At 74.9% G+C, this 16,809-nt stretch carries 6 protein-coding genes; 2 read left to right on the forward strand and 4 right to left on the reverse strand.

The window, feature by feature from the left end:
- Window positions 1-62: 62 nt before the first annotated feature.
- Window positions 63-1,322 carry a ricin-type beta-trefoil lectin domain protein gene (locus D2L64_RS04975; protein ID WP_119573511.1) on the reverse strand — a complete coding sequence of 420 codons (1,260 nt, stop codon included), beginning with the start codon at window positions 1,320-1,322 and terminating at the stop codon, window positions 63-65.
- Between the two features lie 332 nt (window positions 1,323-1,654).
- Between D2L64_RS04975 and D2L64_RS04980 the strand changes: the two genes are divergently transcribed.
- The gene (locus tag D2L64_RS04980) at window positions 1,655-2,803 is read left to right on the forward strand and encodes a CPBP family intramembrane glutamic endopeptidase (protein ID WP_199714413.1); all 1,149 of its coding nucleotides are present in this window, start codon (window positions 1,655-1,657) and stop codon (window positions 2,801-2,803) included.
- A 93-nt stretch (window positions 2,804-2,896) separates the two neighbouring features.
- Here the strand turns inward: D2L64_RS04980 and D2L64_RS04985 are convergent, their stop codons facing one another.
- The 3 genes from D2L64_RS04985 to D2L64_RS04995 form a co-directional block, all read right to left on the reverse strand.
- Window positions 2,897-3,859 (reverse strand): ATP-binding protein, encoded by a 963-nt coding sequence (locus D2L64_RS04985; protein ID WP_119573677.1) that lies wholly within the window; start codon window positions 3,857-3,859, stop codon window positions 2,897-2,899.
- Between the two features lie 105 nt (window positions 3,860-3,964).
- Window positions 3,965-4,144, reverse strand: a complete 180-nt coding sequence (locus D2L64_RS04990) for a hypothetical protein (protein WP_119573512.1) — start codon at window positions 4,142-4,144, stop codon at window positions 3,965-3,967.
- A 201-nt stretch (window positions 4,145-4,345) separates the two neighbouring features.
- Window positions 4,346-4,738: an SCO5389 family protein gene (locus tag D2L64_RS04995; RefSeq protein WP_119573513.1), complete on the reverse strand. Its 393-nt coding sequence runs from the start codon at window positions 4,736-4,738 to the stop codon at window positions 4,346-4,348.
- Window positions 4,739-4,927: 189 nt separating this feature from the next.
- On the opposite strand from D2L64_RS04995, the gene D2L64_RS05000 reads away from it, so the two are divergent.
- Window positions 4,928-16,783: a non-ribosomal peptide synthetase gene (locus D2L64_RS05000; protein WP_199714414.1), complete on the forward strand. Its 11,856-nt coding sequence runs from the start codon at window positions 4,928-4,930 to the stop codon at window positions 16,781-16,783.
- The last annotated feature ends 26 nt before the right edge of the window (window positions 16,784-16,809 follow it).

Genomic DNA, 16,809 nt, shown 5'->3' on the forward strand with positions numbered 1-16,809 from the left:
GCCGGTGACCCGTCCGCCGGTCACGGTGGACCGGGCGGGCAAGCCCGGTCCACCGTGGTCGCTCAGCGGCCGACCGTACGCCAGGTCTGGTTGCCCTGCCCGGGGTTGCACTGCCAGATCTGCAACGGAGCACCGTCGCCGGTGTTCCAGTCCCGCACGTCGAGGCACTTGCCGGAGTGCGGGTTACGCAGCATCTCCCGCTCGGTGACCCAGACCTGTGCCGGGCCGCCGTTGCAGTGCGCGAGCTGCACCTTGGCGCCGTTGTCCCGCGAGGCCCAGGCGACGTCCATGCACTTGCCGAGCGCCACCAGGGAGCCGTTGGGACCGCGGGTGAAGCGCTGGGCCGCCGTGCCGTTGCAGCGCCACAGCTGCAGCTGTGCACCGTCGGCCGAGACACCACCGGGCACGTCGACACACTTGTTCACGTAACCGCGCACCGAGAAGGCGGAGTTCGAGCTGCCGGGCCGGTTGGCGGGCGGATCGGCGGGTCGGTTGACCGGCCGGTCGGCGGGCGGCGCCGCCGATCCGCCACCACCGCGGAAGGTCACCACGAAGTCCGGGCAGCCGGGGCAGTTGAAGACGGTCTCGTTACCGGCGACCTTGTCGTGGGTGGACCAGAGGTAGGCCCGCGCGCCGAACGGGCGCAGCGCGGCGGTGTAGGCGCTCTCCGCGTCCCGGTTGGGGTTGACGCAGTTCACCCTGTCACCGCGACCCGGGTCTCGCACGGCGTGCGCGGCGGGACACGCGGCCAGCATCTGCCCGCCGGAGCAGTTGGTCTGGACACAACTGCCGGCCACCTTGCCGTGGGAGTTGCCGGGTGCGTCGATCGTGATCGTGGTGGACAGCGCGTCGACGTAGCTGACGTTGTACCAGGGGGCCGCGGGGTTGTTCTGGTCGAAGTTGAACTCGGCCAGGCTGACCGGCTCGGCGCCGAGTACACACCGATCGGGGAAGGGGCCGCAGTCACCCACGAGACACTTGAAGGTGCTGCCGGGCTCGCCGCTGCACCGTTGCCGGGCGAAGAAGCGGCCACGCCAGTGGCCCGGCTGGCCCGAGTCCGGGATGACGATCGTCTTCGAATCGCCGGGGCGCAGCACCGGCAGGTCGGTGATCCGCCGTGAACCGTCGGCGCTCTCACCGGCACCGATCCACAGCGTCTCGCCGGTCGCGTTGACGAACTTCACCCGTTCCCCGGCGACCGCGTCCGAACTGCTCGACATGACCACGACCAGCCCGAGCGCGAGTGCCGCGATGGCCAGCAGGGCGACCCTCCTGCTCGTCCGGCCCTCGCGGCCCCGGAACAACCCTGTACTCACCGTCATCTAGCCCTCCACTGGCCGACCAGGCGGACCCGTCAGGTCCGCGAACAAGTGCGGCAGGCGCACGCCCGCATGACGGCACGAGAGCGCCACCGGTTCACCGGTGGCGGGCCCGGTTTGGAAAATCGGTGGGTACTCCGTCGTCACCGCGGGTCGTCTCCTCGTCGCGATCCTGCACCGGGCAGGCACGCCGGGCTTCGACTCCACGACGGTCACGACCATCGGCGCGTTCATCGGCGGCGGCCGTCCAGTACGAACGGGGATGCCGCGGACCGCCGGCGGGGATCGGGTCGGCGGATGCCGCGAGGGTCGCCGACCCAGGACATCCTGTAGGCATGACGACCCCGCCCGCCCGCCCACCCTCGGCCGACCCACCGGCCACCCCCGATCCACCGCCCACGGCACCGCCGACGTCCGCGCAAGCAGGGGCTACCGGGCCACACCCACCGCCGTACCCGCACCCGCCGGCCCATCCGTACCCGCCGTACCCGCCGCAGGGGCAGCATCCGGCGTATCCGTACCCCTATCCGCCGTATCCGTACCCGTATCCGGCCCCGCGCCCGGCCCGGCGGATCGAGTCGGCCCCGGCCGGGACGGCGTACCACCGGTTGGCCCGCAACCCCGCGTACCGCTGGTGGCGTCCGCTGGTCGGCACCCTGCTGGTGCTGGCGGGCGGCGCGTTCCTGCTGATGCTGATCGCCGCGCCCTGGCTCGTCGCCGCCGAGCTGACCGGGCAGCCGGAGGGGCCGGACGGGATACCGAGCTTCGGCCCGATCGCCGATACGGCGTACCTGCTGCTCGGCCTGGCGGCGCTGATCCCGGTGGTCCTGCTGGCCGCGCGCTGGGTGCAGGCGCGCCCCGCCGGCACGGTCTCCTCGGTGACCGGCCGGTTGCGGTGGCGCTGGCTCGCCATCTGCCTGCTGGTGGCACTGCCGACGGTCACGCTGATGATCGGCGGATTCCTCGGGTTGCTCACCCTCACCGGCGACGGCTCCGACGCCGACCCGGAGGGATCGGGTTGGGTCGGCGTCCGGACCTTCGCGATCAGCATGGCGATGCTGCTGGCACTGGTACCGCTGCAGGCGGCGGCCGAGGAGTACCTGTGCCGGGGCTGGCTGCTACAGGCGACCGGCGCCTACCTGCGAAGTCCGTGGCTGGCGATCGTGCCGCAGGCGCTGGTCTTCGCGGCCCTGCACGGCTGGGGCACCCGCTGGGGCTTCGCCGATCTGGTGTTCTTCGGCCTGGTCACCGGGTGGCTGACGATCCGCACCGGCGGGTTGGAGGCGGCGATCGGGTTGCACGTGGTCAACAACCTGGTCGCGTTGGGTCTGGCGGCGGCGACCGGGGAACTGGCCAGCGAGGTCACCGCGGCCGACGCCCCCTGGCAGCTGCTGGCCGTGGACCTGGTCGTGGTGACCGGCTACGCCCTGGTGGTGGCACGGCTGGCGGCCCGCCGCCGACTCGCGGACACCGTCCCGGCCTGACCGGTGACGTCGCCGGGTCGCACCACCGACGCGCCCGGCGCGGCACGTGGACCCTGGCGCCACGGCCGGGTGACGCCCGGCCGTGGCGCCGGTTCAGCCGGCGACGACCGCAGCCGTCCCCAGCTGGAACTCCGGGTCGATCTGCGCGGTGAGGTCGACCCCGGTGCGGTCGTTGGCCCAGGCCGCCGCGTTGCGCCGGTGGAACTCGTGCGCCCAGCGGGTGCGGGCCGACCAGTCCTGCTCGGTGCCGTCGACCGCCTCGACCAACCGGTCCAGCGCGGCCTGGTTCTCCTGCTCCAGCTCCCCGAGCGGGCCGACGTCGCCCCGTTCGGCCCGGCGCACGTACGACGAGCGACCGAAGCAGGCGAGCAGCTCCGCGCCGACGTGTTCGCGCAGGAAGTCGTGGTCGGCGGCGTCCTCCACCTTGTTGCCGACGACCGACAGCGCGATGCCGTAGTCGCGGGCGTATCCGGTGTACTGGTGGTAGACGCCGATGCTGCGCACGGTCGGTTCGCAGACCAGGAAGGTGCGGTCGAAGCGGGTGAACAACCCCGAGGCGAACGAGTCGGCACCGGCGGTCATGTCCACCACGACGTACTCGCCGGGGCCGTCCAGCATGTGGTTGAGCAGCAACTCCACCGCCCCGACCTTGGCGTGGTAGCACGCCACACCGAGATCCTCCGTGCCGAACTCGCCGGTGACCGCCATCCGCAGCCCACCGACCTCGCGTACGCAGGCGGCGTACACCGGATTGTCCTCCACCACCCGCAGCAGCCGGGAGCCGCGGCCCGGCGGGGTGGTCTTCACCATCTCGGCGGCGGAGCCGATCCGCGGGTTGGCGCCGCGCAGGTACTCCTTGATCGCCGGCAGGTGCGCACCGAGCGGGGCGATGCCGCTCGCGGCGTGCACCGGGCCGCCGACCGCCGCCGCGAGGTGCTGGTTGATGTCGGCGTCGATGGCCAGCACGGGCCGGTCGGCGGCGGCGAGACTGCGGGCGAAGAGCGCGGCGAGCGTGGTCTTCCCGCTGCCGCCCTTGCCGACGAACGCGACCTTCATCGCCACCACTCCAGCCAAACGTTTATGACAACCATTTCCATGAAGGGATGGTACCCGGCTCGTCGGCCCAGCCCGCACCGAACCGCCGATCGCGTCGGCCCCGGATCAGCCCGGCACCCGCCCGGCGCCGGTCCGCCCGTCCGAACGACCGCCGACCGATCCGCGCACCGCCGTGCTCGGGTCCGCGTCACCGCGCCGCGCCGCGCCGACAGCGAGCCGCCCGATGTTGTCCAGGGTGGGCGCCCGCCCACCGGCGGCCTCCACCGTGAACAGCAGATGCCGCACACCCGGCAGGAGCGACGCGCGGGCGACCAGGTCCCCGCATCGGCGGGGCGAACCGACCGGGAGGATGTCGATCAGCCGACGCAGGTAGGCCGCGGGCTCGTGGCGGCGCGACCCGTTGGTACTCGTCGACCGGGGCGCCGCCCGGCGAGCAGGAACAGGTGCGCACGCACACCTCGCTCCGCCCGCCGGGCGCCGGTCGGCTCAGCAGTCACGCAACTCGGGAGACTGGTTGAGCAACTGACCACGGACGGAGACGAACCGCCGGTACGCGTCCGAGTCGACCGCCGCCGGCCGGAACGCCGCGACCCGGTGACAGTTCTGGAAGGCGAGCTTCACGCCGAAGTGGCGCTCCAGGCCGCCACGGATCGCGTCGCTGGCCAGCGCGCGCAGCAACTGGCCCCGTTCCGCCTCGCTCGGCGGCGGCACCACGTTGTCGGCGTACTCGTCGTCGGACGCGGCCAGTTCCGCCGCCACCCGACTCACGGTCTGCCAGGCGTACGGCAGCGACTCCCGTACGCAGGCCACGAACTCGTCGTCGGCGACCGGTCCGGACTCGGCGGCCCGCAGCAACTCCGGTGACACGGTGAGAGACATGCTCCTCCTCGGTGAACGACTACCCGCTTCGTTTAACGACTATGATTTTCGCTGTCGTTAGCGTTGAGCACATCACGGCCGAGACCCTGCGTCAATGACCGACCACGGAAAGCCACCATCAGGGGCGCCGGCGACGGGTGGTCGTCATTCCGACATCCCGAGGTGATCATCGGCGACTACCATCCGGCTGTGCCGATCGAGACGGGGCCTGGCGCCCGACGAGGCCTGCTCGACGTTCTCCTCGGCGCCGCCGACCGGACACCCGACCAGGTCATCGTGCACGTCCGGGAGGACGGCACGGAACGCACCGTCTCTTTCGGACAGTTGCGCGACGAATCGCTGCGGGTGGCCGGCGGCTACCGGGCCGCCGCCGTGGCACCCGGCGCACCGGCGTTGTTGCTCGCCGACGCCGGGGAAGACTTCCAGCCGATGTTCTGGGGCGCACTCGCCGCCGGACTGGTGCCGGTACCACTGCCACCGGAACCGCACCGGGTCCGGACGGTACGGGAACTGCTCCCCGACGCCGTGGTGGTCACCGACGACGCCAGCGCCACGGTGGCGGCCGGACTACCCGCCCCGGTACTGCGGTTGGCCGCGCTGCGCACCGGCACCCCGCCGGACCGGCTGCCGACGCCCGCCGGGCACGATGTCGCGTTCCTCCAGTTCTCCTCCGGCAGCACCGGCGCGCCCCGCGGGGTGGAACTCACCCATGACAACGTGCTGGCCAACCTGGAACAGGCCAGGCGGGCCAGCGGCGCGCAGCCGGACGACGTCCTGGTCACCTGGATGCCGTACTTCCACGACATGGGACTGATCGGCACCCACCTGACCCCGCTGGCCATCGGCCTCAAGCAGGTCCGCATCGGACCGCTGGCGTTCGCGAAGCGACCCGAACTGTGGCTCACCACCGCCCACCGGCACCGGGCCACGCTGCTCTCGGCGGCGAACTTCGCGCTGGCCCTGGCGGTACGCCGGATCCCGGCCGACACCGTCGCCCGGCTGGACCTGAGCGCCGTGCGGTGCATGGTGGTGGGCGCCGAGCCGATCTCGGCGGCGGTGTGGCGCAGGTTCCTCGCGCACACCCGCCCGGCCCGGCTCGACCCGACCGCCCTGCGACCGGTGTACGGGCTGGCCGAGGCCACCCTCGCGGTGACCTTCCCTCCGCCCGGTGAAGTGGCGGCACCGGTGGTGCTCGACCGCGCCGAGCTGAGCCGGGGCCGGGCCGTGCCGACCGACCCCGGTCCGCACGCCGTCGAGGTGATGGACCTGGGCCACCCGGTCGACGGTTGCGCGTTGCGGATCGTCGACGACGCCGGACGCCCCCTGGCCGAACAGCGGGTCGGACAGATCGAGGTGCGCGGGCCGAACGTGGCCCGGGGCTACCACCGGGCGCCGCAGGCCAGCCGGGACACCTTCGTGGCCGGCTGGCTGCGTACCGGTGATCTGGGTTTCCTGCGCGACGGGCGGCTCTGCGTCACCGGCCGGGCCAAGGACGTGGTCTTCGTCAACGGCCGCACCTTCCACGCCGCGGACCTGGAAGCGGTGGCCGTGGCCACCCCCGGCCTACCGAACGAGCTGGCCGCGGTGGTCGGCGCGAGCGACCCGGGCTCCGGCGGGGAACGGATCCTGGTGTTCGTGCCGTGGGCCCGACCGCCGCAGCACGCGGCCGAGGTGCTCGCCGCGGTGCGGGCGCGGGTGGCCGAGGCCTGCGGCCACGACGACGTCCGGGTGCTGCCGCTGCCACCGGGCACGTTCGCCCGGACCACCAGCGGCAAGCTGCGCCGAGGCCGGATGCGCGACCGGTACCTGGCCGGTGACTTCGCCGACCGGGAACGACGCTGGTGCTCACCGGCCGCCGACGCCACCGGTCCGCGGCGACCCCCGGTCGCCGACCCCGCCGGACTGCGGCTGCCACCGGTAGTCGCCGTCGGGCGCTCCCGGCGGGACCTCGAAGCGCTGATCCGGCAGGTCTGGGCCCGGGTACTGGACCGACCACCGGCCAGCATCGGTCCGGACGACCGTTTCCTGTCCATCGGCGGCTCGTCGCTGAAGGCGATGGAGGTGCTCGCCGGTCTGGAAGATGCACTGGGCACCACTCTGCACCCGGCGGACCTACGCGACTGCGCCACCGTCACGGCCCTGGCCGACCGGCTCTACGCCGGGCCGCCCTCCCGCCCGACGCCGCCACCCGACCCGACGCCGAGGCCCGACCCGGCTCGCGGCCGGCACACCGACGAGACGCCCGACCCGGCCCCCGACGGCCCGACGATCGCGGTGATCGGGATGGCCTGCCGCTTCCCCGGTGCGGACACCCCCGAGCAGTTCTGGCAACAGCTGGTCGACGGCGTCGACGCCGTCGGTCCGGTCCCCGCACACCGCTTCACACCGACGGCGGGCCGCACCCGGTGGGGTTCCTTCCTCGACGATCCGATGCTCTTCGACGCCGGGTTCTTCGGTCTCACCGAACAGGAGGCCCGGCTCACCGACCCGCACGCCCGGCTCTTCCTGGAGCTGGGCCACGAGGCGCTGGAACGCGCCGGGTACGCCGGGCCACGCCGCCACGGCCGGCGGGTCGGCGTCTTCGCCGCCGTCGGCGAGAGCGCGTACCCCGAACTGCTGACCGAAGCGCAGACCGGCCCGGCCCCGGCCGACGGCGCGGCGGCGCTGGTCGGCAACCTACGCAACCTGGTGCCCGCCCGGTTGGCGCAGGCGCTCGACCTCACCGGGCCGGTGCTGGCGGTCGACACCGCGTGTTCGTCGGCGCTGGTCGCGCTGCACCTGGCCACCCGCAGCCTGGCCGCCGGCGAGTGTGACGTGGCGGTGGTCGGTGGGGTGAACCTCAACCTCACCGAGACCGGATACCGGCTGCTCGACGCCGCGGCGGCGCTCTCCCCCACCGGGCGGTGCCGCGCCTTCGACGCCGCCGCCGACGGTTTCGTTCCCGGCGAGGGCGGTGCCGTGTTGGTGCTGCGCCGCGGCGACCACGCCCACGCCGACGGTGACCCCGTCCTGGCGCTGGTCGCCGGCACCGCGGTCGGCAACGACGGGCGCTCGTTGAGCCTGCTCGCGCCGAACCCACACCGGCAGTGGGAGGTGATCGCGCGGGCGTACCGGGACGCGGGCGTCGACCCCGCGCAGGTGTCGTACGTGGAGGCGCACGGCACCGGCACCGAACTCGGCGACCCGGTGGAGGTGCGGTCCCTGGCCGCCGCCTACCCGCCGCCGGCTGACGGGGTGCCGCGAGGGCTGGGCTCGGTGAAGACCAACCTCGGTCACCTGCTCAACTCGGCGGGACTACCGGCCCTGGTCAAGGTGGTGCTGGCGCTGCGGCACCGGTACCTGCCGCCGGTCCTGCACCACACCCGCACCTCGACCCGGTTCGACCTGGAAGCGGCCGGGTTCGCGGTGGTCACCGAGGGACGGGCGTGGGCCGCGTCCGGGCCGCTCGTCGCCGGGGTGAACGGGTTCGGCTTCGGCGGCACCAACGCGCACGCCATCCTCCGGGAGGCACCGGCCGATCCCCCCGCCACGGACGCGCCGCCGCCCTCTCACCACCTGGCCACCCTCACCGCCCGCTCGGCGGACGCGCTGCGCCAGGCCGCCCGGGAGTTGGCCGCGCACCTGCGCGGCCACCCGGAACTCGCCGAGGCCGATGTCTGCGCCAGCGCCGGCACGGCCCGCGACGACGCACCGTACCGGCTGGCCGTGGTCGCCGCCGGGGATCTGGCCCGACGGCTCGACGTCGCCGCCGACACGCTCGGCACCGCGCCGATCGGCCGGCGGCCCCGCAGCGTCTTCGTCTTCCCGGATCACGACGCGATGCTGCCCGCGGCGGCCGTACGCGACCTGCACGACCGGTTGCCGGTCTTCCGGAACCTGCTGGTCGCCGCCGACACGCCGGTGGCGGGACGCGCGCTGCTGTCCTGGTGCCTGCGCGGCGACCGATCCGATCCACAGGTCGCGGCCCCGGTGGCGGTCGCCGTCGGGATCGCCCTCGCCGGCCAGCTCGCCGCCTGGGGCGTACGGCCGGATGCCGCGCTCGGGAACGGCGTGGGTGAGCTGGTGGCCGCCGTGGCCCGCGGTGAGCTGGCGCCCGCCGAGGCCGTCCGGCGTGCCGGGGCGACCGACCGGCCCGCCGGGCCGACGTGGCAGGAGACGCGGGAGCGGCTGCGTCACGAGGGCTACGACACCGTCGTCGACCTGGGCATCGGCCGGCTGGTCGCCGCGCTGCGGGCCGACGGGCCCGACCCGGTCCGGGTGCTGCCGCTGTCGGACGCCGGGGAGCAGTCCGGCACCACGGGCCTGTTGGCGGCGGTCGGGAGGCTGTGGGCCCTCGGTGGCCCGTTGGACCGGGTCGCGCTGCACGCCGGTCGGCGTCGGGTGCCGGTGCCGACGTACCCGTGGCAGCGACGGTCGTATCCGCCGCCGTCGGCGGCGCCGGTCACCGGGTCGCCGCACCCGACGGTCGGGCCACCGCACCGGGAGACCCTGCCGCTGCACCGGGTGGCCTGGCGGGAGGCGCCGGTCGACGGCGGCGGGCTACCGGCCCGGGTACGGCTGTGCGGTCCCGGACTCGGCGGTGAACTCGCCACCCGGCTCGCCGCCACGCTGACCGGCCGCGGCGTGGCGGTCGAGACCGGAGTCGAGCCGGCTGACGACCTCGGAACGCCGCAGGTGACGGTGCTGCTGGCGGGGCCCGCGGTCGATCCGCCGGACGTGGCGGCGCTGGACACCGCGCTGGCCGCGCAGGTGCACGCGTTGCGGGCCGTACTCGACGAGCCGGACGGGCGGCTCGGCCGGCTACTGGTGTCGACCGAGGACGTCCAGGTCACCGGTGCGGCGGAACGACCTCGGCCGGTACAGGCGGTGCTGACCGGGCTGTGCCTGGCGCTGGCCGACGAGCGTCCCGCCCTGCGCGCCCGGGTGGTCGACCTGTCCGCCGTGGACAGCGTCGCGGTCCGGGTGGAGTCCCTTTGCCGAGAACTCTGCGGCCTCGGCCCCACCACCACGCCGGCCGCCGGCTCGGGTGCCGCCGGGTCGACGCCGGCCGCCGGGTCGACTGGTGCCGGAGCCATCCCGGCCGTCGGTTCGGCCGACGGACCCGCGCTGGCCGGGATCGCCTGGCGGGCCGGGCGGCGGCTCGGACGGCACCTGGTGCCGGTACCGGAGCGCGCCGGACACCCGGACGCGGCGCGCGCCGTCCGCCCCGATGGCGTACACGTGATCGTCGGCGGTGGTGGCGCGATCGGCGCCGAACTGGCCCGGTTCCTCGCCCACCAGGGTCGGCCCACCCTGCTGCTGGCCGGACGGTCCGACCAGGCGCCGGACGGCCTGCTGGCCGAGTTGGCGGCGGCCGGTGCGACCGCCAGGTACCAGCAGTGCGACGTGACCGTGCCGGCCGAGGTCGACGCCCTGCTCGCCGGGGTGGACCGGGTGGACACCGTGTGGCACGCCGCCGGCCGGGTCCGACTCGGCAGCCTCGCCGCCAAGTCCGGCACGGACGTCCTGGCCGTGCTGGCGCCCAAGGTACACGGGAGCCAGCTGCTGGCGCAGGCGCTGCGCCGGCACGGCCACGACGAGGCGGCGCTGGTCGGTTTCTCCTCGGTCAGTGCCGTGGCGCCCGGCCTGGCCGGGGCGCTCGGTGACTACGCGGCAGCCAACGCCTACCTCGACTCGTTCGCCACCGCCCAGCGGGCCGTCGGCCGGCCTGTCCAGTCGGTGGGGTTCGCCGCCGTCACCGGCACCGGGATGGCGGCCGACACCACCGCCCGCGGCAGCGTGGGTGCGGTGACCGTCCACGCCGGGCTGCGGGCCCTGCTCGCCGCCCGGCAGGTCGACGCCGCCCACCTGGTCGTTGCGGACCTGGACACGCTGCACCCCAGCGGCCCGACGCATGCGCCTACCGAGCCTGCCGCCGCACCGGCCCTCCCGCGTGCCGCCACCCCGGCCCATCCGCGTGCCGCCGAGGCGGCCGTCGGCCGGTCGGTGCGGGGCGGGCCGGAGGCCGAGGAACTGGCCGGGTTGCTGCGCCGGCTGCTCGCCGAACCGTTGCACCGGCCGAGCGAGGAGATCGCCGACGACATCTCGTTCCTCACCCTCGGGCTGGACTCGCTGGCCGCCGTGGACCTGGTCAAGCGGTTGGAGGACGAACTCGACCGACAACTGCCGGTCACCCTGTTCTTCGAGTACACCACCGTGGCCACGCTGGCCGCGTACCTGGCGCGGTCCGGTGGCGCCCCGGCCGCGGCGTCCGGCCCGGCACCGTCGACGCCCGTGGCCGGGGCGCCACCGACCGGGGCGCCTGCGCTCGGCGACGGGGTACCGTTCCCGCTGACCCCGGCGCAACGGGCCTGGTACGTCAACGGGCGGCTGCACCCGACGGTGGCCGGCTACGCCTTCGTCCGGCAGACCGTCAGCGGACCGCTCGACCCGGAACTGCTCGGCCGGGCGCTGGCCGGCCTGGCCGCCCGGCATCCGATGCTGCGGGTCCGGTTCGCCCCCACGACCGGCACCGACACCCCGCGCCAGGTGGTCCTCCCCACGGCCCACGACGCGATCGGTTTCGAGGTACGTCCGCTCTCCGGTGCGCTCGCCGCGCTGACGGAGGAGTTGTGCAACACGCCGGTGGACCTGACCCGGCAACCACCGCTGCGGGCGGTACTCGTCCAGGACGGTCCCGACCGGTCCCACCTGCTCCTGGTGGTGCACCACGCGGCCGCCGACGGGTTCAGCCTCAACCTGCTCAGCGAAGAACTCTGGACCGACTACACCGCCCTGGCCCGGGGCCGCACGCCCGCGTCGCGCGCCGCCGCGGACGGGTTCGCCGGGTACGCCCGCACCGCCGCCGCGGGTACCACGGCCGACCTGACGTTCTGGCGGCAGCGGTTCGACGATCCGGGTTGGACGCTGCGGCTACCGTACGACGGTGATCCGGCGGGACTACCCGCGCCGCCGAACGTCACGTACCTCGACGAACTGGACGACGCGCTGGTCGCCGGGCTGCGGCAGCGGGCCGCCGAGGCCGGAGTCTCCCTGTTCCACCTGCTCCTCGCCGGGTACCTGCGGTGCCTGGCCCGGTGGAGCGGGCAACCGCGGGTGCCGGTGAACGTGGCGCGGGCCGGGCGGGACGCCCGGCTGCCCGGCATCGAGCGGATCGTCGGCCCGTTCGCCGACACGTTGCCGCTGCTGGTGGAGGTGGATCCGGCCGAGTCCGCCGACCGGCTGGCCGACCGGCTACGCCGGTCCTGGTCCGAGGCGCAGCGGCACGGCTCGGTGTCCAGTCTCGACCTGGCCCGGCTGCTGCGGCGCGGCGGCGACGGCCCGCGTACCGCCAGCCCGGCCGGGTTCAGCTTCGCCCGGTTCCCGGTCACCGTCGACCCCGACTGCCCGGTGACGGTCGTGCCGGCGGCGGCCGGTTCCGGTTCGGCCGCCACGCAGCTCAGCCTGCTCTGCTGGGAGTCCGGCACGACGCTGCGGCTGTCCTGGAACTTCCCGCTGCGGCTCTTCGAACGGGCCACGGTGGCCCGGCTCGCCGCCGAACACCACCGAGAGCTGGCCGACCTCGCCGCTGGACGCCCGGTGGAGACCGCCGCCGGGCAGTCCGGGAGGTCCGCCGCCGGGCGGCGTACACCGCAGCGCGTCGGGTCGGCGGGTACGGACGTGACCGCCCGGATCCGCGCGGTCTGCCGGCGTGCCCCGGACGTGGTGGCCGTGCGCGCGGACGACCGGACGGTGACCTACCGGGAACTGGACCGGGCCGCCGACGCGGTGGCGGCGCTGCTCGTCGCGCACGGCGTACGGCCCGGTCAGCACGTGGGGATGCTCACCGCGCCCGGTCCGGATTCGGTCGTCGCGGTGGTCGGCATCCTGCGCGCCGGCGCCGCCTGGGTGCCGTTGGACGCCGCCCATCCCCCGGCCCGCCTCGCCGATCAGCTGCGTCGTGCCGGTGCCGAGGTGGTGCTGCACGACGGGGCCGGTGCGGCGGCCGTGGACCGGTTGTCGGGTGCCGCCCGGCCGGTACGGCTCGGCACGGACGCCCCCGAGTTGCCGACCGGGGTGCCGGCGGCGGCGCCGGAGGACACCGCGTACGTCATCTTCACCTCAGGGTCGACGGGACGACCCAAGGGGGTGCCGGTCACCCACCGGGCGATGACGAACTACCTCGACTGGGCGGTCGACACGTTCGGCTATCGCCCCGGCGACCGGCTGGCCCAGACGTCGTCGATCTGCTTCGACGCCTCGGTCCGGCAGATCCTGGCGCCGCTGCTGGTCGGTGCCACCGTGGTCACCTTCCCCCGGCCGGTGCTGCGGGATCCGCAGGCGTTGCTGTCGCGCATCGCCGCCGAGCGGCTCACCGTGTGGAGTTCGGTGCCGACGCTGTGGGAACGGCTGCTGCGGGCCGCCGAGGAGCGTACGACCCGCGACGGCACGCCGCCGGACCTCAGTGCCCTGCGCTGGGTGCACGTCGGCGGGGAGGAACTCTCCCCGGTGCCGGTGCGTCGCTGGTTCGACCTGTTCGGCGACGGCTGCCGGATCACCAACCTGTACGGCCCGACCGAGGCGACGATCAACGCAAGCTGGCACCTGATCGACGCCCGCCCCGACGACGCGGTGCACCGGCTGCCGATCGGCCGGCCGGTCGGCGGGGCGCGGGTGTGTGTCGTCGACCCCGACGGGAACCCCTGTCCGCCCGGGGTGGCCGGGGAGCTGTACCTCGGCGGCGTCGGGATCACCGACGGCTACCTCGGTGAACCCGAGCTGACCGCCGCCGCGTTCGTGCAGCACGACGGAGAGCGGTACTACCGCAGCGGTGACCTGGGCCGGGTCAACCCCGACGGCAGTCTCGACTTCCTCGGCCGCCTCGACGACCAGGTGAAGATCCACGGGTACCGGCTGGAGCCCGGCGAGATCGAGGCGGTGCTGCGAACCCATCCGGCGGTGACCGCCGCGACCGTGTTGCACCAGGCCGAGCCGCATCCACGGCTGCACGCCTTCGTCATGCCGGCGCCGGACACCGGGCCGACGGTGGCGCAGCTGCGCGGGTTCCTCGCCGAGCGGCTGCCCGAGCAGTTGGTCCCGGCCCGCATCCACCTGCTGGACCGACTCCCGCTGACCCCGACCGGCAAGGTCGACCGGGACGGGCTGCGCGCGCACGCCGGGTTCGCACCGGCCGCCGCCCACCCGGCCTCGGCCGTCGCCGCCGACCACCCTCCCGCTCCCGCCAGCAGCGGCAGCGGCAGCGGCAGCGGCAGCGGCAGCGAGGGGAGGTTGGCGCGGATCTGGGCGGAGCTGCTCGACCTGCCGGCGGTCGCCGCCGACGACGACTTCTTCGCCCTCGGCGGCGACTCCATCCTGGCGTTGGAGGTCTTCGCCCGCGCCCAGCAGCAGTTCCCGGCCGTGCCGAGCCCGGCCGTCATCTACCAGCACCGGACCCTCCGGGAGCTGGCCGCCGCGATCGACGCCGCCGCGGGTTCCGCTGTCGCGGACAGCACCGGAACCGACCGCACGGGCGTCGATCCCGACCGGGCAGGAGACGCCGCCGGCAACGGAGCCGACCGGCACCCGGCGGCCCCCGACCCGGGCGGGCCGTTCCCGGTGACGGCCACCCAACGCGGGTTCCTGCTCGCCGACGCCGTCGCGCCGGGGGCCGGCACCGCCTGGCTGGCCCGGCTGCGGCTGCGCGGGCCGCTGCGCCGTGAACTCCTCCAGCAGGCGGTCGACCTGCTGGTGGCGCGGCACCCGATGCTGCGTACCGTCTTCCCCGCCGGGGTTCGTCCCCCGGTCCAGCAGGAACTGCCCGCCTCGCTGCGGCTACCGGTCGGCTACGAGAAACTCACCCACCCCACCGAGCTGGCCGCCCGGGTCGCCGAGGAACGGCAGCGGCCCTTCGAGCCGTGGGCGTGGCCACTGCTGCGGCTGCGGCTGCTCGCCGTCGGCCCCGACGACCACGTCCTGCTCGTACACGCCCACCATCTGATCGGTGACGGGTACAGCGCCGCCCTGCTCGGGCAGGAGCTGTTGGCCGGCTACCACCGGTTGGCCGCGGGCGCCGCCGACGAACTGCCCGCGCTGCGTACCCACTTCCGGGACTACGTCGCGCTGCTGGCCCGCCGCACCGCCGGCCCTCCCGAGCCCGACGCGCACAGCTGGTGGACCGAACGTTTCGCCATCCCGTACCGGCCGCCGGTGCTGCGCCGCCGCGACGGCGTACCCGCCACCGACGTCGCGGTGCGGGGCTTCACTCTCGACGCGTCCGCGGTCGGCGGCCTGCGCCGGCTGGCCGCCGCCGCCACGACGACCCTGTACGCCACGGTGTTGACCGCGTACCACCGGGCGGTGGCCCGACTCACCGGCCAGGACGACCTGGTGCTCGGACTGGCGTTGACGGGCCGGGACCATCCGTTGCCGGACCTGCACCGCGTCTTCGGTCCGTGTGCGGCGATGCTGCCGCTGCGCTTGAGCGGGTCGCCCGACTTCGCGGCGCAGTTGGCCCGGGTGGCGGCCGAGGTGGCCGCCGCGCGGCGCTACGACGATCCGCCGTCGATCGCGGCGACGGTGCCCGTCGGTGCGGCCGGTGCCCCGGCCGGCGCACAGTTCTTCTTCAGCTTCCTGGACTTCGCCGGGCTCGGCGCGGCCACGGCCGCCCCGGTCGACAACCGGTCGACGGCACCGGCCGGCCCACCGCCGGCCGAGGTGGTGGACGCCGACCGGCTCACCCTCAGCTGGGACGCCGAGAGCGAGCTGACCCCGCCGCCGTTGGGCACCGACCTGTTCCTCACCGCGCGGCCCGGGCCGGACGGGCTGCGGGTGACCCTGCGCGGCGCACCCGGCGCGCTGACCCCGGCCGAGCTGGACCGGGTCGCGCAGTGGCTGCGCACCGACCTCACCGAGGCCGCCGCGACGGCAGCCGGGCCGCACCGCGGCGCGCGGCGTACCCGGTTGGCCGCGGCCATCGTCGGTTACCTACCGGCCCCGGCGCAGCTGGCCGAGATCGCCGGGTTGCCCGCCGGCAGCCTGCCCCGCGAGCAGGTACGCGAGCTGCTCTTCCCCGCTGGCCGACCGCGGTTGTTGGAGGAGCTGACCACTCCGCTGGGGGTCTCCGGCTTCGTCTGCCTGCCCCGGTTCGCCGACGAACTCGCCGCCGCCGGGGAGGCGCTGGCCATCGAGGCCGGGGCGGCGGTCGACCTGGCCGCCGACCTCGGCGCCCGCTGCGTGTCGCTGGCCGGCATGATCCCCGCCCGCACCGGTTACGGCCTGGGTGTCCTGCGGGGTACCCGCAGCGGGGTGGCGGTGAGCACCGGTCACGCGGCCACCGTCGTCTCCGTGGTGCGTACGGTGGAGGCCGCGCTGTCCGCCGCCGGACGCGACCTCGCCGGTCAGAGCCTCGCCGTGGTCGGCCTCGGCTCGATCGGGTTGTCCTCGCTGCGGCTGCTGCTGGCCCGTGCGGCGCGTCCGCCCGCCCGGCTGGTGCTCTGCGACGTGCCGGCCGCCGCCCCCCGCCTGGCCGCGCAGGCCGACCGGCTGCGGGCCGACGGCTTCGCCGGCACCATCGAGGTGTGCCCGTCCGCGCCGGGGATCGCCGCCGCCGGCTACACGGCGCAACTGGTCATCGCCGCGACCGGCGCGGCCACCGAGCCGATCGAGGTGGATCGGCTGGCACCGGGCACGATCGTGGTCGACGACTCGTTCCCGCCGGCGGTGGATCCGGTGCGGTCCCTGGCTCGGATGCGTCGTGACCGCGACATCCTGGTGACCGGTGGTGGGCTGCTACAGGTCGGGCGGACCCGGCGCGAGATTCCCGCCGGCCTGCCACCGGTCGTCGGGCACGAGGCCGTGCTCGGACTACCCGGCACGATCGCCTCCTGCCGGCTCGAATCACTGCTGTGGACGGTCGTCCCCGACCTGCCGCTGGTGCACGGGCTGGTGGACGACGCGACTGCGGCGGCGTACGCCCGGGCGATCGCCGGTGCCGGGGTCGGCGCGGCACCGCTGCACCTGCGGCACCATCTGATCGATCCGGATCTGCCGGGCACACTGCCCGGGTAGGCGCGCGGCCTACGCCGGGCCCGACC

Origin of the sequence: Micromonospora radicis (genome assembly GCF_003583405.1) — a bacterium.
Classification (GTDB): domain Bacteria; phylum Actinomycetota; class Actinomycetes; order Mycobacteriales; family Micromonosporaceae; genus Micromonospora; species Micromonospora radicis.